The following is a 19958-nucleotide window of genomic DNA, read 5'->3' on the forward strand; positions in this document are numbered from 1 at the left end:
TCGTAAATGGCAGTTGCCTCCGGCGCCTATAAGAAAGCCCTCGAGGGCGACCAGACACCGAAAAAGGTGCTGGTCAAAATCGACCGGGTCACGAAGAAGTTCGACGAGACGATTGCCGTGGACGATGTGTCCCTGGAAATCAAGAAAGGCGAAATCTTCGCCTTGCTCGGCGGTTCGGGTTCGGGCAAATCCACCTTGCTGCGCATGCTTGCGGGTTTCGAGCGCCCAACCGAAGGTCGCATCTACCTCGATGGGGTGGACATTACCGACATGCCGCCCTACGAGCGGCCGATCAACATGATGTTCCAGTCCTACGCCTTGTTCCCGCACATGACCGTGGCGCAGAACATCGCGTTCGGCCTGCAACAGGACAAGATCCCCAAGGCCGAAGTCGACGCCCGCGTGGCCGAGATGCTCAAGCTGGTGCAGATGAGCCAGTACGCCAAGCGCAAGCCGCACCAGTTGTCCGGTGGCCAGCGCCAGCGTGTGGCGTTGGCGCGCTCCCTGGCCAAGCGCCCGAAACTGCTGCTGCTCGATGAGCCGATGGGCGCGCTGGACAAGAAACTGCGCTCGCAGATGCAGCTCGAGCTGGTGGAAATCATCGAGCGCGTCGGCGTGACCTGCGTGATGGTGACCCACGACCAGGAAGAGGCCATGACCATGGCCGAGCGCATTGCGATCATGCACCTGGGCTGGATCGCCCAGATCGGCAGCCCGATCGATATCTACGAAACCCCTACCAGCCGCCTGGTGTGCGAGTTCATCGGCAACGTCAACATCTTCGACACCCAGGTGGTAGACGACGCCGAAGGCCACGCAGTGCTCAAGTGCGCTGACCTGGACCGCGATATCTATGTGGGCTACGGCATCGCCACCTCGGTGGAAGACAAATCGGTGACCTACGCCATTCGCCCGGAAAAACTGCTGGTCACCACCGAAATGCCGACCTGCGAGCACAACTGGTCCAGCGGCAAGGTGCACGACATCGCCTACCTGGGCGGCCACTCGGTGTTCTACGTGGAGCTGCCGAGCGGCAAGCTGGTGCAGTCCTTCGTCGCCAACGCCGAACGCCGCGGCCAGCGCCCAACCTGGGGTGACCAGGTGTACGTGTGGTGGGAAGACGACAGCGGCGTGGTGCTTCGCTCATGAATATGAAGAAATTCAAGCGGCGCTTGGATCGCATCGTCCCCAATGGCAAGCAGGTGGTCATCGGGATTCCCTTCCTGTGGCTGTTTCTGTTTTTCGCACTGCCGTTTTTCATCGTATTGAAAATCAGCTTTGCCGAAGCCGATGTGGCGATCCCGCCCTATACCGAGATCTACACCTACGTTGAGCAAAAGCTGCAAGTGGTGCTGAACCTGGCCAACTACAGCTTGCTGGCGGGCGACGAGTTGTACATCGCCGCGTACCTGGGCTCGCTGAAAATGGCGTTTTTCAGCACGCTGCTGTGCCTGCTGATCGGCTACCCAATGGCCTATGCCATCGCCAGTGCGCGCAAAGAGATGCAGACCGTGCTGGTGCTGCTGATCATGATGCCGACCTGGACCGCGATCCTGATCCGCGTGTATGCGTGGATGGGCATCCTCAGCAACAACGGCCTGCTCAACGGCTTCCTGATGTCCATCGGCTTGATCAACGAGCCGCTGCAGATCCTCAACACCAACATCGCGGTGTATATCGGTGTGGTCTATTCTTACCTGCCGTTCATGATCCTGCCGCTGTACGCCAACCTGGTGAAGCACGATCAAAGCCTGCTGGAAGCTGCCTCCGACCTGGGGTCGAGCACCTTCAACAGCTTCTGGAAAATCACCGTACCGCTGTCCAAGAACGGCATCATTGCCGGTTGCATGCTGGTGTTCATCCCGGTGGTGGGCGAGTTCGTGATCCCTGAACTGCTCGGCGGCCCGGAAACCCTGATGATCGGTAAAGTATTGTGGCAAGAGTTCTTCAACAACCGTGACTGGCCGGTGGCGTCTGCCCTGGCGGTGGTGATGCTGGCGATCCTGATCGTGCCGATCATCCTGTTCAACCGCAGCCAAGCCAAAGAGATGGAGGGCAAGATATGAAGCGCTTCAGTTTCTCGAGTTTCATGCTGGTGGCGGGGTTGCTGTTCATCTACCTGCCGATGCTGATCCTGGTGATCTACTCGTTCAACGAATCCAAGCTGGTGACGGTGTGGGGCGGTTGGTCGATCAAGTGGTACGTGGGCCTTCTGGATAACACCCAGCTGATGGGCTCCGTGGCGCGCTCCCTGGAAATCGCCTGCTACACGGCGGTGGCTGCGGTGGCGTTGGGCACCCTGGCGGCATTCGTGCTGACGCGTATCAGCCAGTTCAAGGGCCGCACGTTGTTCGGCGGCCTGGTGACGGCGCCGTTGGTGATGCCGGAAGTGATCACGGGTCTGTCGCTGTTGCTGCTGTTCGTAGCCATGGCGCAGATGATCGGCTGGCCTCAGGAGCGTGGCATCGTCACCATCTGGATCGCTCACACCACCTTCTGCGCCGCCTATGTGGCGGTGGTCGTGTCGGCGCGCTTGCGTGAACTCGACCTGTCGATCGAAGAAGCTGCGATGGATTTGGGCGCACGGCCGTGGAAGGTGTTTTTCCTGATTACCATCCCGATGATTGCGCCATCGCTGGCGGCGGGCGGCATGATGTCCTTCGCGCTGTCTCTGGATGACCTGGTACTGGCCAGCTTCGTGTCGGGCCCGGGCTCGACCACCTTGCCGATGGAAGTGTTCTCGGCGGTGCGTCTGGGGGTCAAGCCCGAGATCAATGCCGTGGCCAGCCTGATTCTGTTGGCGGTGTCGCTGGTGACCTTCCTGGTGTGGTTCTTCAGCCGCCGTGCCGAAGAACACCGCAAGAAAGCCATCCAGCAAGCGATTGAAGAAGCTGCGGCGGACGGCTGGCAACAGCCGGACAAGCGCCGGGCGCCTGCGCCGGTTTAATCAGGTTTGCCTGAAGAAATCGGATCAAAATGTTGGAGCGGGCTTGCTCGCGAATGCGGAGTGTCAGTCACCAGATGTCTAGACTGATCCACCGCATTCGCGAGCAAGCCCGCTCCCACATTTGATTGCATTTCAGGCTGATTACGCAGCCCACGGCGACTTACGAATCACCTCGACAAAATTCATCGGCTTGAACCCCGGCTCCTGATCCACCAGCACATCAGTCTTCACGTTGCCAAACGTGGTCTGCGGGCGATGACGCAAGCCGTCGGCGAACGCGCAGATGATGCACTCCTTGAACCCTTCACCGCGTGGATGCGCATGCACCACCGCTTCGCGCTGTACGCTGCTGAATGCGGCGTAGTCCATGCCCAGCACGTCCATTTCCACACCGGCAGTCACCAGTGCTACGGTGGGGCGCAGGTGCCGCGGCACGCCAGGCGTGGTGTGCAGGGCGATGGATAGCCACACTTGTTCGATATCGTCATCGCTCAGCCCATAAGGTTTGAGGAACGCAGCGGCGGCGTTGGCCCCGTCCACTTCGAAACGCTCGTTGTCACTGCGATGGCCCTCCACCAGGCCGAGGTCATGGAACATTGCGCCCACGTACAGCAATTCCGGGTTGTAGGTCAGTTGCTTGCGCTCACCGCTCAGGGCACCGAACAGGAATACCCGGCGTGAGTGGTGGTAGAGCAGGTCTGATTCGACGTCGCGGATGTATTCGGTGGTGGCCTTGGCCAAGGCGCTGTCGGGGATCTGGATGCCGGCGATGGTGGTGCTCATGGTGGTTCTCCTCTGGAAAGCATCCAGTCTGGTCGCGCGGGCGCGACGCAGCTATCGCGGCGAGGGAGCGTTCTCGGCCAATGTGCCGGCACATCGCGCCAAGGCTGCACCCTCCCACAGGGGATTTGCGTTTTTCCAGTTATAAAAAGGTGTGTCTTCATGAGCAAAACCGTCGCGATCCTGATCTTCCCCGGCGTCCAGTCACTGGATGTGACCGGGCCGATGGATGTGTTCTGCGAGGCCAACCGCTTCCTGGCGCCTGAAGACCACTATCACCTGGAAGTCATCGGCTTCGGTCACGGCGCTATGGCTGCCTCCAACGGCCTGTCCTTGCAGGCTCACAAACACTACAGCGAAGCCCTGCAACCCTACGACCTGCTACTGGTCGCCGGTGGCCCGCAACTGCCTTTCGAAGACTTCGGCCCCCAGTTTGATGACTGGCTGCGCGCTGCCGCCGCCAAGGCAAAACGCTTCGGTTCGATCTGCAACGGCGCCTTCATGCTCGCCCGCGCCGGCCTGCTGGATGGGAAAACGGTCACCACCCATTGGGGCGATGCCGCAGACCTGGCGCGCCGGTGTCCTACGGCCAAGGTCGAAGCCGACCGTCTCTACATGCAGGACGGCAACCTCTACACCTCGGCCGGGGTCACGGCAGGTATCGACCTGTCGCTGTACCTGTTGGCCCAGGATCACGGTCCGGAAGTCGCGTTGAGCGTGGCCAAGCGCCTGGTGGTGTTCACCCAGCGCTCGGGCGGGCAATCGCAGTTCAGCCCGTTCCTTACGCCCCATGCCGAAACCACCTCGGCGGTGGCGCTGGTGCAGTTGTACGTGCTGGCGAACCTGACGGGGGACTTGACCATTGCCGACCTGGCCAAGGCAGCCAATATGAGTGCGCGCAACTTCTCCCGGGTGTTCGCCCGTGAAGCGCGGATTACGCCGGCGGAATTCGTCGAGCGGGCGCGGGTGGATGCGGCGCGGGTGATGCTCGAAAGCGGCCATGCGCCGCTCAAGACCGTGGCCTATCAATGCGGGTTCCGCGATGCTCAGCACATGCGCAGCGTGTTCAACCGACGGCTGGGCGTCACGCCGCAACAGTTCAGGCTTAACTTTGCGGCGCCGGTGTAGCCATCATGTCTATCTGGCAGGCAGCAGCTTGAGGGTGCCGCGCGTATTGGCCGTGACTTCCTCGTCACTGAAATGCGCCTGCTCGTAGCCGCCTTCGATATAGGTTTGCGCCTGATCGCCATAGTGGGTGTCAAACGGCACGCCGCTTTGCCCCACGGGGTTGATGGTCAGGGCATGGGTCGGGTCGGCGAAATCGATCAAGCGCCGCGTTGACGGCCCGTAGGTCACCGCCCAGGGTGCCGGGCCGATCGGGGCGGTCTGGTTGTTCGGCACTTCGTGGCTGCCGGGTGCCGGGAACGGGCCGACGTTGAAGATCTTATCCAACGGCTTTTGCGTGCCCAGCGGGTGGCCGTGGGTCAGGGTGTGCGCCATGCCCCATTGCCACTGCGCCGGATCATCGCCGAAGGTGGTCTTGAGGTGCGTGAGGCTGTTGTCCCAGGCGAGCTTGACGATATCGGCGCGCTTGCCGTTCCACCAGGGCGAATCCGCCGAAGCGGCCAGGCGCGGTAGCGCAGCGTCGATCACACGGGTACCGAGCAGGGTCTTGAACAGTGCGTCGCCCAGTTTCGGGTGGAAGGTCGCGTCGGCGAGGCTGAACAGAAACTGGTTGAACAGCGTGGCGCTGGTGGAATCCAGCGGGTAGTCGCCTTTCCAGTTGGCCAGTTGCTCCACCAGCTTCAATTGCGCCGGGTCCTTGACCACCTCGCGCAGCACCGGCAATAGCGGCGCCAGCAGGCGTGGGCCATAGGCGGTGGTGGTGCCCAGTTGCAGGGCCTGGCTGTTGGTCACATCCCACTTCACGCTCTTGTCGCTCAACTGCGCGTTCAACTGCTGGCCACGGTCAGCCAGGTTGTAATAACCGGGAATTTCCATGCCGGTAGGCGAGGCCGGCTGGGCATTGGCGGACACCACATAGCCGCGTGCCGGGTTTTCTTCCTGGGGGTTGGCACTGAACGGGTAGAAACCCAGTTTGTCGGCCTGGGCGGTACTGCCATCGAGGATGAACGCCGGGTTGACGCCGGCGGGGCGGATTGGCAACTGCGCCGCCGCCCACCAGCCGATATCGCCCTTGGCATTGGCCCACATGATGTTCAGGCCCGGCGCCGAGACCTTGGCGGCCGCGGCACGCGCCTTGGCCAGGGTATCGGCACGGTTGAGCTGGTAGAAGCCTTCGAGGATCGGGTTCTCGGTGTCCAGAAACGCCCACCACATGGCAATCGGCGTACTGCCGGCGTTCTCGCCGAGCACGTCATTGATGATCGGGCCATGGGGTGATCGGCGCAGGGTGAAGGTTACCGGCGTCTGGCCCTTGACCTGGATCTGTTGCTCGCTGCGAGTCATGTCGACCCATTGGCCGTGATACCACACCTGGTTGGGGTTGTCCGGGTTGACCTTCTCGGCAACCAGGTCGAGGTCGTCGTTCTGGAACATGGTCAGGCTCCAGCCGAAGTCCAGGTTGTGCCCCAGGAACGCCACCGGCACCAGCGCGTTGTGATAGCCGTACAACTCAAAACCGGGCGCCGACAGCTGCGCCTCGTACCACACCGATGGCACCGAGAAGCGGATATGCGGGTCACCCGCCAGCAACGGCTTGCCGCTTTGGGTATGACTACCGCTGACGGCCCAGGCATTGCTGCCTTCGAACTGCGGCAGGCCGTTGTCGGCCAGGGCTTGTTCGCTCAGGGCGGCGATGGCGCCGAGTGCCTGCCAATCGCTGGCCGCCAGGTTAAGCGCGCCCTTGGGTTGCCAATCGAGATCGAAGACTTTCAGATAGTCACTGCCCAACCGGTCGCGCACGTAGGTCAGCACCGGCTCGGTACGAAACGCCGCGGCAAAGCTGTAGGCCATGAACCCGGCGACGCTGATGCTGTCCTCGGCGGTAAAGGCGCGCTTGGGGATGCCCAGCACGTCAAACTCCATGGGGCTGGGGTGGTTGGCCTGATATTGGTTGATCCCGTCCAGATAGGCTTGCAGGGCTTTTGAGGCGGCTGAGTCAGGGGCCATGTGCTCGGCGTAGCTTGAGGCGCGTTCGCGAATACGCAGGCTGCGAAACAGCTTGTCGGTCTCGAGCATCTTCGGCCCCAGCACTTCGGCCAGCTCGCCACGGGCCAGGCGCCGCATGATCTCCATCTGGAACAGCCGGTCCTGGGCATGTACATAGCCCAGCGCGCGATACAGGTCGGCCTCGTTTTCGGCGCGGATATGCGGCACGCCACGGTCGTCGTAGCGCACCGTGACCGAGCCCTGCAGGTGGGCCAGGGTCACCGTGCCCTGGCGCATGGGTTGCTTGCTGTAGACATACCAGCCGGCGCCCAGGGCGCCGAGCACAATCAGAACCGCGAAAACCTGCAAGACGCGCTTCATGAACATTCCTTAGCAAAAGTGAACGGGCTACAGATCCTTAGGCCACGAACAATAGCAGCCTACCGCGAGGGTGTGAGTGGCATTCAGTTCGCGTCCGGTTCCAAGTGCCTTGAGAATTGGCTCGATAAAACTGTTGCTGGCGTTGCATGTCAGCCCTTCGCTGTAGGGGCCGAAATACGCCAGCTTGCCCGTGCGATCCCAGATGCCCACGGCTGGGCTGGCGGGTATCTGGTCGGCGCCGGGCAGGGCGTCGAGGTTTTTCATGTGGCGCAGGTTATCCGGCAACTGGCCGTGGCTGCCCGGTTTTTGCAGGGCATAGAACTCCACGCCTTGGGGCGCGTACTGCTCGATCAACTCGCCCAGGTGTTGCTGGTTACCGACATTGCACGGGCAGGCCGGGTCCCAGAAATGCACCAGGCGAATCGGGCCAGGGCCGCTGAGGGCGGCGGGCAGTTGCAACGCATCGCCGGAGAACACTGCCGTGTGTTCGCTGAAGGCGCGCAGGTAGCGGCCCTGGAACCAGTCATACGCGGCCCACAGCACGCCGGCGCAGATAACCAGGATCAGGCTGGCGAACAAGGCGTTTCGGTAGGGCGGTCGCATTCAGAGGTATCCTCGCAGGTCGCGTAGCTTGCCATGCTTGTCCTGACAGATGAATATCGCAGCTCGATATTCATCTTCACCGCAAGTCTGGAAGCCTTTATGCCCGTTACCTTTGACCCTGATCATCTGCGCGAAAGCTTGCGACCCTTGGTGGATGCGCAACCGCTTTGCGCCGAGGCGAGGGTCTATCAACGTTTCTATGGGCTTGACCTGGCCGCCCGCAAGGTGCCGGCCGTGAGCCGCCTGGGGCGCTTGGAGGTGGATGGCTTTGAAGTGGTGGCCCAGGTGTGGTGGCCGCCTGTGCCTGTGGCGACGATGTTTATGTTCCACGGCTTCTACGACCACATGGGGCTGTACCGCCATGTGGTGGACTGGGCGCTGGACCAGGGCTTCGTGGTGATCGCCTGCGACCTGCCGGGGCATGGTTTGTCCAGCGGCGCGCGCGCCAGCATTGATGAGTTTGCGGTGTATCAGGACGTGGTGCAGGCGTTGTTCGCCGAGGCCAAGGCGCTGCAATTGCCACAACCCTGGCACCTGTTCGGGCAAAGCACCGGCGGCGCCATTGTGGTGGATCACCTGCTCAACCACGGCGCCGACAGCCCGGCGCAGGGCCAGACCTTCCTGCTGTCTCCCCTGGTGCGGCCGCGTGCCTGGGGTTGGTCGCAGGTCAGCTACTACCTGCTGCGCCCGTTCGTCAAAGGCATCGCCCGGCGCTTCAGCGATAACTCCAACGACCCCGCGTTCAAACCGTTCCTTGAAGCCGACCCGCTCCAGCCTCGTCAACTGCCGACCGCCTGGGTGGGGGCCCTGGCGCGCTGGATCAAGCGCATCGAAGCCGCACCGCGCAGCCCCCGGCGGCCGGTGATCGTGCAGGGTGAGGAAGATATGACAGTGGATTGGCGACACAACTTGCAGGTGTTACGGGGCAAGTTCGACCGGCCAGAGGTGCTGATGCTGCCGCGGGGCAGGCATCACTTGGCCAATGAGATTCCAGAGATTCGTCATGAGTACTTCAGTTTTCTCACGGATCAACTGAAGTAACACAGGCTAAATGTGGGAGCGGGCTTGCTCGCGAATGCGCAGTACCAGTCACCTGATTTGCTGACTGACACACTGCATTCGCGAGCAAGCCCGCTCCCACATTTTTTACTGCGTCAGGCTGGAAGTGCTTTGGCCTACTGCAAGTCCGGCGCGAATGGCCGCAAGGGCCGCCTGGTAATACGCCTTTCCCTCCGGCGACTCGGCAAACGTCGCGAACTCTTCCAGCTCCGGGTCGGACAACTCCCGATAGACGTACAGCAGCGTGTTGTTCAGATCCTTATCGATCTGCTGCATCAGCCGCTCGCGCTGGCCATTCAACATGCCCTGGGCCTGGCCGCCGCCGAGCAGGCCGGGGATCATCTGGCTCAAGCTGTCGGCCGCCACGCCGGCAATCGCCAGGCTGACCTCCGCGCCGGCTTCACGAGCGGGCAGGGCCTGGGCCAGGTGGCCGATGATCAGGCTGCGGGTGGCTTCGGCCTGGATTTTCGGCAGGCCCTGGGCGTTTTTTGCCAATTGGTCGCGGCGCGTGGCCAGCAACTCGGCGGCGACAATCTTGCGGCCCAGGGGCGATTGGAAAAACGCCAGGGCCGGTTTCGGGTCTGTCAGGTGCTTGCGCAGTTGCGCCTCGGCACGTTGGTCCATGGCCTGGGCGGCAAAGCGTTTATTGCTGTTGTCCACCAGCGCCTGGTACACCACCGGCGGCAGGCTGTTGCGGTAGCGTTGCTGCGCGGCACTGAGGGCGTCATTGAAATGCGCACGTTGCTCGGCCCAGCCGGCGACCTTGTACAGCTGGTCATGGCCGTCTGCCCAAGCGGGCAAAACGCAGAACATCAACACGGAAAAAAACAAACGACGCATATGGACTCCTGTCAGTCGGCCACTATTGTCCGTGTCGGGCGTAGGATTTGTCGAGAAGTCCTATCAGCCACCTGACTAAAGTGTATTCAGACGCTCAGCGGCTCTGTCGGATTCATAGGCGTATGGATACTATGCGCGCCATGCAAATACCCCTCGATCACCCGCTGCTGCAACGCATCGTTGACGACCTGGCCGAAAAAGGCTGGTCGCAGCAGAATGGCTTCCTGCCCCAGGCTCTGACCCTGGAACTCGCTGCTGAGTGCCATAAACGTGCGGCAGAGGGTGAACTGGCACCCGCGGCGGTGGGGCGCGGGCCGGCCCAGGAGATCCGCGAGGGCATTCGCGGTGACCATATCCAGTGGTTGGAGGCGGGTGACGCGGCTGTCTGCGACACTTACATGGCGATCATGGACAGCCTGCGCCTGGCGATGAACCGCAGTCTGTTCCTCGGCCTGGAAGATTTCGAAAGCCACTTCGCGATGTACCCGCCCGGCGCGTTTTACCTCAAGCATGTGGACCGTTTTCGCGACGATGACCGGCGGATGGTCTCGGCGGTGATCTACTTGAACGACGCCTGGCTGCCCGAGCATGGCGGCCAGTTGCGCATGTACCTCAAGGGCGGCGTCGAATACGATGTGGTGCCCACCGGTGGTTGCCTGGTGGTGTTCCTGTCGGGCGAGGTGCCCCACGAAGTCCTGCCTGCCACGCGAGAGCGCCTGTCGTTGACCGGCTGGTTTCGCCGGCGGGGTAACGAGCCGTTTTAACCATGGAAAAGATTCTGGTCAGCCGCTGCCTGCTCGGGCACAAGGTGCGTTATGACGGCGGGGCCAGCGGCCCGTTCGATCAACTGGCGGCGTGGCAGGCCGAAGGCCGGGTGGTTGCGGTGTGCCCGGAGGTGGCGGGTGGTTTGCCGACGCCCAGGCCCTCGGCTGAAATCCCTGGCGGCCAAGGTATCGATGTGTGGGAAGGCCGCGCCCAGGTGCTCACCGCCGAAGGCGAAGACTTCAGCGCCGCATTCCTCGATGGCGCGCGCCAGGCGCTGGCATTGGTGCAGCGCCACGCAATCCGCATCGCCATCCTCAAGGCCAACAGCCCGTCCTGTGGCAATGTGCTGACTTATGACGGCACCTTCAGCGGCGTGAAGGTGAGCGGCGAAGGTGTCACGGCAGCACTGCTCAAGCGCCATGGGGTGCAGGTGTTCAGTGAGCTGCAATTGCCTGAGGCGGCGTTGGCGCTGGCCCATCTCTCAAGCCATACCTAGAACAAAATGTGGGAGCGGGCTTGCTCGCGAAAGCGGAGTGTCAGTCAACTAATTTGCTAACTGACACACCGTATTCGCGAGCAAGCCCGCTCCCACAGGTGATCTAGGGTGCCTTGACTACCGGTGTGTCACCCTCAAACCACTTCTGCGCCAGTGCCTTCAAGCGACCATCCGCCTTCACCCGCTCCAGCGCCTTGTCCAGGCTGCTCTTGAACGCTGGATTGCCTTTCTGGAATGGAATCGCCAAGTCCGGCTTCACGCGATAAGGCTCGCTGAAATCGAACCGATCCCGCAGCTCGGCAGTCATAGCGATATGGTTGATAGCCACGTCGTACTTGCCGGTTTCCACGCCTGGCAACAGGTCGCTGTCGTCAGTGGTGATAAATGAGGGGCGTACGTCCATCTCCTTGGCCAGTTGCTCGCCCAACTCCACTTCAAAACCGGTGAGTTTCTCGCCGTCCTTGAAGTTGAAGGGAGGCGTGTTGGCTTCCAGGGCAATGCGCAGTTCGCCGCGATCATTGACGTCATCGATCAGTTCGGCATGAGCCAAGGGGCTCAGGAGGGACAGCAACAGTACAAGGCCAGGCGAAAAGCGCATGGTCACTCCTAAAGAATTCGTGTGAGCGAGGCGCTGTTGAGCATCGCTTTGCTATGGTGTTGAGTGCCTTGGACCGCGATTTGTCGCGAAGTTGTCATAACCCTACAAATTTCACAGAAAAACTGGAGAAGCGAATGAAAGCCCTTTTGTCCCGTGCCACCCTGGCCAGCTTGTTGCTGGGTGCTTCGATGTTGGCGACCGCTGCCGATCTGCCGCGCACACCCGCTCCCGCAGGTGCTGAAGTGTTCATTGTCTCGCCTAAAGACGGCGCTACTGTCGACACAACCTTTACCGTCAAATTTGGCATCAAGGGCCTGGACCTTGAGCCGATCGACAAACAAGTGCCAGGCGCCGGCCACCATCACCTGCTGGTAGACCAGCAAGTAGAGTCGCTCAAGGCCGACGAGGCGATTCCGGCCACCGCCACCTCGATTCACTTCGGCAAGGCGCAGACCGAAACCGAGCTGACCCTGACGCCGGGCAAGCACACCTTGCAACTGGTGGCTGGCGACAACGTGCATCGCCAGTTCGAACCGACTGTAGCCTCCAAAGTCATCACGATTACCGTCAAGTAAGATTTGTTCAGACAAAAAAATGGGAGACCCCTGCGGGTCTCCCATTTTTTGTGCGGCGTTTAAAGCGTTAGAACAACACGCGGCTACGGATAGTGCCGTTGATGTGCTGCAGCTTCTCTTGCGCCAGGTCCGAGTACTCGGCGTCGACGTCGATTACCACGTAGCCGACCTTCTCGTTGGTCTGCAGGAACTGACCGGAGATGTTGATGCCGTTTTCCGCGAAGACCTTGTTGATCTCCATCATCACGCCCGGAATGTTCTGGTGGATGTGCAGCAGGCGGTGCTTGCCTGGGTGAGCCGGCAGGGCCACTTCCGGGAAGTTGACCGACGATACCGAAGTACCGTTGTCACTGTACTTGACCAGCTTTTCCGAGACTTCCAGGCCGATGTTGGCTTGGGCTTCAGCGGTGGAGCCGCCAATGTGCGGGGTCAGGATCACGTTGTCCAGGCCACGCAGCGGGCTTTCGAAGATGTCGTCGTTGGAGCGCGGCTCCACCGGGAACACGTCGATGGCGGCGCCGATCAGGTGCTTGTCCTTGATCGCCTCGGCCAGGGCGTCCAACTCGACCACGGTGCCGCGTGCCGCGTTGATCAGGATGCCGCCTTTCTTGATCGCACGGATTTCCTTCTCGCCGATCATCCACTGGGTTTCAGCGGTTTCTGGAACGTGCAGGGTGACGATGTCGGACATACCCAACAGCTCGGTCAGGCTCGACACCTGGGTGGCGTTGCCCAATGGCAGTTTGGTCAGGGTGTCGTAGAAGAACACCTGCATGCCCAGGCCCTCGGCCAGGACCGACAATTGGGTGCCGATCGAACCGTAACCGACGATACCCAGCTTCTTGCCACGGATTTCGAAGGAGTTGGCCGCGCTTTTGATCCAGCCGCCACGGTGGCAGGAAGCGTTTTTCTCAGGGATACCGCGCAACAGCAGGATGGCCTCGGCCAAGACCAGTTCCGCAACGGAACGGGTGTTGGAATACGGTGCGTTGAACACCGCGATGCCGCGCTCGCGCGCTGCGTTGAGGTCGACCTGGTTGGTGCCGATGCAGAAACAGCCGACGGCCACGAGTTTCTTGGCGTGGTCGAAGATCTCTTCGGTCAGCTGAGTGCGGGAGCGAATGCCGATAAAGTGCGCGTCGGCGATCTTTTCCTTGAGCTGGGCTTCCGGCAGAGAACTGGTGATGTACTCAATGCTGGTGTACCCGGCGGCTTTCAGAACGTCGACAGCCGATGGGTGGACGCCTTCCAGAAGAAGGAACTTGATCTTGCTCTTATCGAGAGAAGTCTTGCTCATCTGCGTAAACCTGTATCCCGGAGAAAATTGGCAGGGAGTCGAGCAGCGCAAGCTGACCCGGACGGCAGGAAAGCCGTCACCGCAGAAACGCCCTTTGGGTCTGTCCTGCGGGGGCGGTATGCTAGCATACGCACCCCGCTAAACACCTATTCCTGCGACGTGAAGCGTTCTCAGGATGACCATGAATTGTTCGAGAGTTCTGTCGATGACCCATCCTGCCCTGATTGATGAGCTGAAGACCCTGGTTGAGCCCGGCAAAGTGCTGACCGATGCAGACTCCCTGGAGGCTTACGGCAAGGATTGGACCAAGCACTTCGCACCCGCGCCCACCGCCATCGTGTTCCCCAAGACCACTGAACAGGTACAGGCCATCGTACGTTGGGCCAATGCCCACAAGGTCGCACTGGTGCCGTCCGGCGGTCGTACCGGCCTGTCGGCAGCGGCGGTGGCGGCCAATGGCGAAGTGGTCGTCTCGTTCGACTATATGAACCAGATCCTCGACGTGAACCTCACCGACCGCACAGCGGTGTGCCAGCCGGGCGTGGTCACCAAGCAATTGCAGAACGTCGCTGAAGAAAACGGCCTGTACTACCCGGTGGACTTCGCTTCGTCTGGTTCCAGTCAGATTGGCGGCAATATCGGCACCAATGCCGGCGGGATCAAAGTCATTCGCTACGGCATGACCCGCAACTGGGTAGCCGGCATGAAGGTGGTTACCGGCAAGGGCGATGTGCTGGAACTGAACCGCGACCTGATCAAGAACGCCACCGGCTATGACATGCGCCAGCTGTTTATCGGCGCTGAAGGCACCCTGGGTTTTGTGGTCGAAGCCACCATGCGCCTGGACCGTGCGCCGAAAAATCTCACGGCAATGGTGCTCGGCACCACCGACTTCGACTCGATCATGCCGGTGCTGCATGCGTTCCAGAGCAAGCTGGACCTGACGGCCTTCGAGTTCTTCTCCGACAAGGCCCTGGCCAAAGTCCTCGGCCGTGGCGATGTGCCGGCGCCGTTTGAGACCGAATGCCCGTTCTACGCCCTGCTGGAATTCGAAGCCACCACCGAAGAGGTAGCCAACCACGCCCTGGAAACCTTTGAACATTGCGTCGAGCAGGGCTGGGTGCTCGATGGCGTGATGAGCCAGAGCGAAACCCAACTGCACAACCTGTGGAAACTGCGCGAGTACATCTCCGAGACCATTTCCCACTGGACGCCGTACAAGAACGACATCTCGGTCACGGTCTCCAAAGTGCCGGCGTTCCTGAAAGAAATCGATGCGATCGTCGGCGAACACTACCCGGATTTCGAAATCGTCTGGTTCGGCCATATCGGCGACGGCAACCTGCACCTGAACATCCTCAAACCGGAAAACCTCAGCAAGGATGAGTTCTTCGCCAAGTGCGCCACGGTGAACAAGTGGGTGTTCGAAACCGTTGAGAAGTACAACGGCTCGATCTCCGCCGAACACGGCGTGGGCATGACCAAGCGCGATTACCTGACTTACAGCCGTTCGCCGGTTGAAATCGAGTACATGAAGGCCGTGAAAGCCGTGTTCGACCCGAACGGAATCATGAACCCTGGCAAGATCTTCGCTGTTTAACCGCACCTGAAGGAGTCGTTCCATGAGCTACCAGCACAAGTATGTCGACGGCACCAATATCCACTTCCCTGTGGGTAAAGTGGTGTGTATCGGGCGTAACTACGCCGAGCACGCCAAGGAGCTGGATAACCCGGTGCCCACCGAACCCTTGCTGTTCATCAAGCCGGGCAGTTGCGTGGTGCCGCTGGAAGGTGGTTTTACTATCCCGACCGAGCGTGGTTCGGTGCATTACGAAGCGGAAATCGCCGTATTGATCGGCAAGCCGTTGTCGACCAAGCCAAGCCGTGAAGAAGTGCTGGACGCTATCTCCGGCTTCGCCCCGGCCCTCGACCTGACCCTGCGTGACAAGCAGGCCGAGCTGAAGTCCAAGGGCTTGCCGTGGGAAATCGCCAAGTGCTTCGATGGCGCGGCGGTGATTGCGCCCTTTGTGGTTAGCAGTACCTTCGCGGACGTGACCGATATCGGCATTCGTTTGAGCATCAACGGCGAAGTACGCCAGGACGGCAACAGCGCGCAGATGCTCAACCCGATCGTTCCGATGATCCAGCACATGGCCGGGTGCTTCTCCCTGCAGGCAGGTGACGTGATTCTTACCGGCACTCCGGCGGGCGTAGGCCCGTTGAATGTGGGGGATGAGCTGGTGTTGGAGCTGGCGGGTGTGAACCGTTTCGAAAGCACCGTGCGCTGATTTCCAAATGTGGGAGGGGGCTTGCTCCCGATAGCGGTAGGTCAGCTACAAATAAGCTGGCAGACAGACCGCAATCGGGAGCAAGCCCCCTCCCACATTTGATTCTGTGCATCTGCAAAGTCCGGTGCTTTTGCATTTTTTTCACACACCATCCGGATAATCCCAGCCTCTTGCGCGCAGGCCGTTGAATCCTGTGCTATCCCATACAGCTGACTTTCCGGAAAAGCGCTCAATGGCCGTGCCTCTACCCACTTCGAAAACCTCGCTTCGCTCTCGCTTGTCCATGCGCTGGTATTCCTGGGTATTTTTGGCCGGGGCGATTCTGTATGGGGTTTCCTGGGCCATGCACTGGGACGATCGTGGTGTGCTGTGGTTGCTGGAGAGTTTCGAGAGCCCGGCTGAACGCCAGGAGAGTGTGTGGCTCCCGGACTACCACGCGGTCATCGACGCCAAGTTGCTGCCCGGTATGGAGAAGGACGAGGCCTCGGACCTGTCCTACAATCCCCAGACCAAAACCCTGTTTTCCGTCATGGGCAAAAACCCGTTTCTCGTTGAGCTGAGCTTGCAAGGTGACGTGCTGCGCAAGATGCCGCTTAACGGCTGGAACAACCCGGAAGGGCTGACCGTGATGGAAAACGGCCTGATGGCGGTGGTCGATGAGCGCCAGCACAGCCTGACCATCGTCAATGTCGACGCCGGTACCACGGCGTTGCACAAGGCCGACTTCCCGAGTTATGACCTTGGCCCGTCTGCGGACCAGAACAAAGCCTTTGAAGCCATTGCCTGGGACAAGCGCAACCAGCAACTGGTGCTGGGTGAAGAGCGGCCGCCGGCGCTGTTTACCTGGAAAAGCGATGGCAGCCAGAACCTGGTTGGCGACAAGCAAAAACTGGTCAGCACCGAACTCGACATGCGCAACCTGTCGGCGTTGGCCGTCGACCCACGAACCGGGCACTTGCTGGTGCTGTCAGCCGACTCCCACCTGTTGCTGGAACTGGACGAGAAGGGCGAGCAAGTCAGCTTCATGACTTTGCTTGGCGGCTTCAACGGCCTGAAAGACACTATCCCTCGCGCCGAAGGGGTCACCATGGACGAAAGCGGCAACCTGTACATGGTCAGTGAGCCAAACCTGTTCTATCGTTTTGAAAAGCAGAAGTAACCGACGAATTACGTCAGACTTTTCTTTATAAACGGCATTCGCCAGACAGTTCGGTGCGTTTAAGTTTAAATTCAGGCGACCTTGATATCTATTCGCCAGTTTTTTCTCTGAGCCCGCCACGATGCGTCGACTTGCCCGCCCCAAACCTGCTTTTTTCATCCTGCTGTTGCTTGCCCTGGTTGCTACCGGGATTGTTGCCCAGCAGTTCCGTCTGTTCGAGCGCGCCTGGTTCAACTGGCAAGCATGGCGCTTGCCCGCCGATGAGCGCTCTATTGGCCTGGCGGAGTACCGCGTCACTTTGGAAGGCCAGGTGATTGACGGGCTAGACGACGATGTCTCGGCCCTCACCTTCGACCCGGTGCGCAAAAGCCTGTTTACCGTCACCAATAAAAATGCCGAGCTGGTCGAGCTGTCGCTGGAGGGCAAGATCCTGCGGCGCATTCCTTTGGTGGGCTTCGGCGATGCCGAAGCGGTGGAATTTATCAGCGACAACATCTACGTCATCAGCGATGAGCGACAACAGCGGCTGATCAAGGTGCATGTGGACGATGACACCCAATTCCTCGACGCCGCCGATGCAGAGCAAATGACCTTGGGCGTGCACATCGGTGGCAACAAGGGTTTCGAAGGGTTGGCCTACGACTCAGTAGGCAAGCGCCTGTTCGTGGCCAAGGAGCGCGACCCGATGCTGATCTACGAGGTCCACGGCTTCCCGCATTTCAAACCGGAAAAAACCTACTCGGTACACGTGATCAACAACCCCAAGCGCGATGCCGGATTGTTTGTACGCGACCTGTCGAGCCTGCAATACGACGAACGCAGCGGCCATCTGCTGGCGCTGTCGGATGAGTCGTTCCTGGTATTGGAGCTGGATATCGACGGTCGCCCCTTAAGCAGTTTGTCGTTGCTTAAGGGGCGCCATGGCCTGAGCAAGCGCGTGCCCCAGGCCGAAGGAATCGCTATGGACGACGACGGTACCTTGTATATGGTCAGCGAGCCGAACCTGTTCTACGTGTTCAAGAAGCCCTGATCAGAACATCCATTGCACGCCCAGTGAATAGCCGGTCTGGCTGCCTTCGGCATGCCCCAGGCGGCCATTGACCTCGGCATACACCCCCAGCTGTGGGGTGATCGCCAATTGGCTGCCGACTTGCGCGCGGCCAAAGCTCTTGTCCGGTGAGCCGAGCCGAGCGGTGCGCGCCTGGCCATCAGCGCGTGCGGTCAGTTGCAGGTCGTCCAGGCGGCCGTCGGCCAATTCCTTGACCCAGGCGATGTCGCCATACGGCATCAGGCTCAGGCCATAGGGCAGGGCGACCGCGCCACGCACGCGCCAGCCGAGGCTGGCTTCCAGGGAATCGAAAGACTGTTCTTCATACTCCAGGGCCGTGCGCAGGTTCTGTTTTTCGTGGAACTTGTCGATGCGGTAGTGGCTGTAGTCCAGGCCGGCGAAAGGCCCGCTCTTGAGGGCGCCGAAGTCAAAGTCATAGCCGCCCAGGACCCGTGCGCCCAATGCCAGGGCATCGGCCTCGCCGGTCAATTGTTGATTGAGCAGGATCGGCCCGCCATTGGCCTGGATGACCAGGTTGCGCTTGGAGTCGAAGCGCGTGTGGCCGACGCTCAGGTCACCGGCCAACCAGCTTGGCCCGCCATCGTTGAGCAACGCATAGGCGGCTGCCTGCCAAGTGTCGCTGTCCAGTTTGCCGCGATGCTCGAGTTTGTCGCGCCCATTGAGGTAGCTCAGGCTGGCGCCGATATTCAGGCTCGAGGTCAGTTGATAGTCGCCGAGGGCATGCAGGCCCAGGCGCCGGGCTTCGGGGTTGGGAGCGCTGTCGAAGCCACTGTCCGGGTTGTATTCGCCATCCACGCCGAGCTCGCCATCAAAGCTGCCGACTTCACGGCTGGCGGCCTGCAGGGTCAGCCAGCGGCGATCATGCAGGCGCACCATGGCCTGATGCTGGCGTTGCAGGTTGTCTTGCATGTTGCGTGCAACGGCACCGCCGGACGCCGTTGAGGCCATCAGGTCGGCGTTGGTCAGTTCCAGTACCAGGCGGCTGAGCAGGCGCGAGTAGTCACGCAGGCGCTGGTCGATGCGCGCCTGGCCGAAGGCATCGGTGAGCACGGCTTTGTTGTCTTCTTTAGGGTCGTGCCAGGTGGAGCCGCCGGGGATCTTCGGGTTGTCGGTCTGGGTGTAGCCGTCCAGGTCGCCCAGTTCCCAATTGGTGGCTTCTATATAAAGGATTGGGATGTTGAGCGGTTCAAAGGCCTCGCCATCGCTGCAACAGCCCGTGCCCTTGGGGTATTTCGCGTCCAGGCCAGGGTTGGTGAACAGTGGGATGTTCAATTCCTTGGCGATCTGGAACGTGTGCTCGCGCAAGGAAGCCAAGCCCGGGTTGTCGGTGCTGTTCTGGCCGGCGTGGGCATACATCATGTCGCCGGTGATCAAGCTGTCGAGGTTGATCATCGCGAGCATATTGGCGCGCTGGCTGGCACTGAGTGAGTCGACAAAGGCCCGGGAGCCGCGCAAGCCTTCTTCTTCCGCGCCGAAGCCGACTATTTGCAGGCCATTTTCCAATGGCAGGCCGCCGAGGTTCTTCGCCACCTCGGTCAACACGCTGGCGCCGGAGCCATTGTCGTCCAGGCCTTGCAGGGCCGGGCGGCCAAAGTAGGTGTCGAAATGCGCGCCAATCACCACGTACTGCGGCTGGGTGCCGGCGGCGTAGGCCACGACGTTTTGCGAAGCACGGCTGCCGCTGTTCCAGGTGAAGTCCTGGCGGCTGATGGTATAGGCCGTGCCCATCTGGCTTTGCATCCAATCCGCAGCACCGGCGAAATTAGCCGTGCCGCGATAACGACCGGGGTAGTCGTTGATCAGTTTTTCCAGGGTGGTGTTGGCGTGCTGGCCGTAATCGTAGGCGTGGGCTTGCGTGGACAGCAGGGCACCGGCAACGCTGATGGCGAAGGCGAGGGGCTTGATCACAAGGTTCTTCCTTGAGGTGAGGGAGATGTTCAGGCCCAGACCCTTTGCACAATGCGCGCCTCATTCCGTGGGCGGCTGCAAA

General features: G+C 60.8%; 19 protein-coding genes. 12 read left to right on the plus strand and 7 right to left on the minus strand.

Annotation, left to right across the window (positions count from 1 at the left end):
• Window positions 1–6: 6 nt before the first annotated feature.
• From FRT59_RS12445 to FRT59_RS12455, 3 genes are read left to right on the plus strand one after another with little or no spacing between them, the layout of a single operon-like run.
• Window positions 7–1149: an ABC transporter ATP-binding protein gene (locus tag FRT59_RS12445; RefSeq protein WP_034116305.1), complete on the plus strand. Its 1143-nt coding sequence runs from the start codon at window positions 7–9 to the stop codon at window positions 1147–1149.
• Entirely contained in the window at window positions 1146–2066 is a 921-nt protein-coding gene (locus tag FRT59_RS12450) for an ABC transporter permease subunit (protein WP_034116304.1), read from the plus strand. The genes FRT59_RS12445 and FRT59_RS12450 overlap by 4 nt, the downstream gene beginning before the upstream one ends.
• Window positions 2063–2947, plus strand: a complete 885-nt coding sequence (locus FRT59_RS12455) for an ABC transporter permease subunit (RefSeq protein ID WP_034116303.1) — start codon at window positions 2063–2065, stop codon at window positions 2945–2947. The genes FRT59_RS12450 and FRT59_RS12455 overlap by 4 nt, the downstream gene beginning before the upstream one ends.
• A gap of 141 nt (window positions 2948–3088) precedes the next feature.
• Here the strand turns inward: FRT59_RS12455 and FRT59_RS12460 are convergent, their stop codons facing one another.
• A complete protein-coding gene (locus FRT59_RS12460) occupies window positions 3089–3730 on the minus strand; it encodes an HD domain-containing protein (protein ID WP_153871333.1) in 642 nt (213 codons plus the stop codon).
• Between the two features lie 159 nt (window positions 3731–3889).
• Between FRT59_RS12460 and FRT59_RS12465 the strand changes: the two genes are divergently transcribed.
• Window positions 3890–4855 (plus strand): GlxA family transcriptional regulator, encoded by a 966-nt coding sequence (locus tag FRT59_RS12465; RefSeq protein WP_153871334.1) that lies wholly within the window; start codon window positions 3890–3892, stop codon window positions 4853–4855.
• Window positions 4856–4864: 9 nt separating this feature from the next.
• Here the strand turns inward: FRT59_RS12465 and FRT59_RS12470 are convergent, their stop codons facing one another.
• Together FRT59_RS12470 and FRT59_RS12475 are read right to left on the minus strand one after the other, a co-directional pair.
• Complete coding sequence (locus FRT59_RS12470; RefSeq protein ID WP_153871335.1) at window positions 4865–7219, minus strand: penicillin acylase family protein; 2355 nt, start codon at window positions 7217–7219, stop codon at window positions 4865–4867.
• Between the two features lie 27 nt (window positions 7220–7246).
• A complete protein-coding gene (locus tag FRT59_RS12475) occupies window positions 7247–7822 on the minus strand; it encodes a DUF6436 domain-containing protein (protein WP_153871336.1) in 576 nt (191 codons plus the stop codon).
• A gap of 99 nt (window positions 7823–7921) precedes the next feature.
• On the opposite strand from FRT59_RS12475, the gene bipL reads away from it, so the two are divergent.
• Window positions 7922–8863, plus strand: a complete 942-nt coding sequence (gene bipL, locus FRT59_RS12480; RefSeq protein ID WP_153871337.1) for a phospholipase BipL — start codon at window positions 7922–7924, stop codon at window positions 8861–8863.
• A gap of 105 nt (window positions 8864–8968) precedes the next feature.
• On the opposite strand, the gene FRT59_RS12485 is transcribed toward bipL, so the two are convergent.
• Entirely contained in the window at window positions 8969–9721 is a 753-nt protein-coding gene (locus tag FRT59_RS12485; protein ID WP_153871338.1) for a DUF2059 domain-containing protein, read from the minus strand.
• Window positions 9722–9852: 131 nt separating this feature from the next.
• On the opposite strand from FRT59_RS12485, the gene FRT59_RS12490 reads away from it, so the two are divergent.
• Together FRT59_RS12490 and FRT59_RS12495 are read left to right on the plus strand one after the other, a co-directional pair.
• A complete protein-coding gene (locus tag FRT59_RS12490) occupies window positions 9853–10485 on the plus strand; it encodes a 2OG-Fe(II) oxygenase (protein WP_034116296.1) in 633 nt (210 codons plus the stop codon).
• A 2-nt stretch (window positions 10486–10487) separates the two neighbouring features.
• On the plus strand, window positions 10488–10982 hold the full coding sequence (locus FRT59_RS12495; RefSeq protein WP_034116295.1) for a 2-thiouracil desulfurase family protein: 495 nt from the start codon (window positions 10488–10490) through the stop codon (window positions 10980–10982).
• 103 nt (window positions 10983–11085) lie between these two features.
• Here FRT59_RS12495 and FRT59_RS12500 read toward each other — a convergent pair whose 3' ends face one another.
• Window positions 11086–11580 carry a transporter substrate-binding domain-containing protein gene (locus FRT59_RS12500; protein ID WP_153837416.1) on the minus strand — a complete coding sequence of 165 codons (495 nt, stop codon included), beginning with the start codon at window positions 11578–11580 and terminating at the stop codon, window positions 11086–11088.
• A 134-nt stretch (window positions 11581–11714) separates the two neighbouring features.
• Between FRT59_RS12500 and FRT59_RS12505 the strand changes: the two genes are divergently transcribed.
• Entirely contained in the window at window positions 11715–12155 is a 441-nt protein-coding gene (locus FRT59_RS12505) for a DUF4399 domain-containing protein (RefSeq protein ID WP_153871339.1), read from the plus strand.
• 67 nt (window positions 12156–12222) lie between these two features.
• Here FRT59_RS12505 and serA read toward each other — a convergent pair whose 3' ends face one another.
• Window positions 12223–13452 carry a phosphoglycerate dehydrogenase gene (serA, locus tag FRT59_RS12510; protein WP_034116292.1) on the minus strand — a complete coding sequence of 410 codons (1230 nt, stop codon included), beginning with the start codon at window positions 13450–13452 and terminating at the stop codon, window positions 12223–12225.
• 205 nt (window positions 13453–13657) lie between these two features.
• Between serA and FRT59_RS12515 the strand changes: the two genes are divergently transcribed.
• From FRT59_RS12515 to FRT59_RS12530, 4 genes are all read left to right on the plus strand, one after another.
• The gene (locus FRT59_RS12515) at window positions 13658–15052 is read left to right on the plus strand and encodes an FAD-binding oxidoreductase (protein ID WP_034116291.1); all 1395 of its coding nucleotides are present in this window, start codon (window positions 13658–13660) and stop codon (window positions 15050–15052) included.
• A gap of 22 nt (window positions 15053–15074) precedes the next feature.
• Window positions 15075–15740, plus strand: a complete 666-nt coding sequence (locus FRT59_RS12520) for a fumarylacetoacetate hydrolase family protein (RefSeq protein WP_153871340.1) — start codon at window positions 15075–15077, stop codon at window positions 15738–15740.
• A gap of 232 nt (window positions 15741–15972) precedes the next feature.
• Window positions 15973–16899 carry an SdiA-regulated domain-containing protein gene (locus tag FRT59_RS12525; protein ID WP_034116289.1) on the plus strand — a complete coding sequence of 309 codons (927 nt, stop codon included), beginning with the start codon at window positions 15973–15975 and terminating at the stop codon, window positions 16897–16899.
• A 121-nt stretch (window positions 16900–17020) separates the two neighbouring features.
• Window positions 17021–17929 (plus strand): SdiA-regulated domain-containing protein, encoded by a 909-nt coding sequence (locus tag FRT59_RS12530; RefSeq protein WP_153871341.1) that lies wholly within the window; start codon window positions 17021–17023, stop codon window positions 17927–17929.
• Here FRT59_RS12530 and FRT59_RS12535 read toward each other — a convergent pair whose 3' ends face one another.
• On the minus strand, window positions 17930–19876 hold the full coding sequence (locus FRT59_RS12535; protein ID WP_198809671.1) for an autotransporter domain-containing protein: 1947 nt from the start codon (window positions 19874–19876) through the stop codon (window positions 17930–17932).
• Window positions 19877–19958 lie beyond the last annotated feature (82 nt).

Source organism: Pseudomonas haemolytica (genome assembly GCF_009659625.1).
In the GTDB taxonomy this organism is placed as follows: domain Bacteria; phylum Pseudomonadota; class Gammaproteobacteria; order Pseudomonadales; family Pseudomonadaceae; genus Aquipseudomonas; species Aquipseudomonas haemolytica.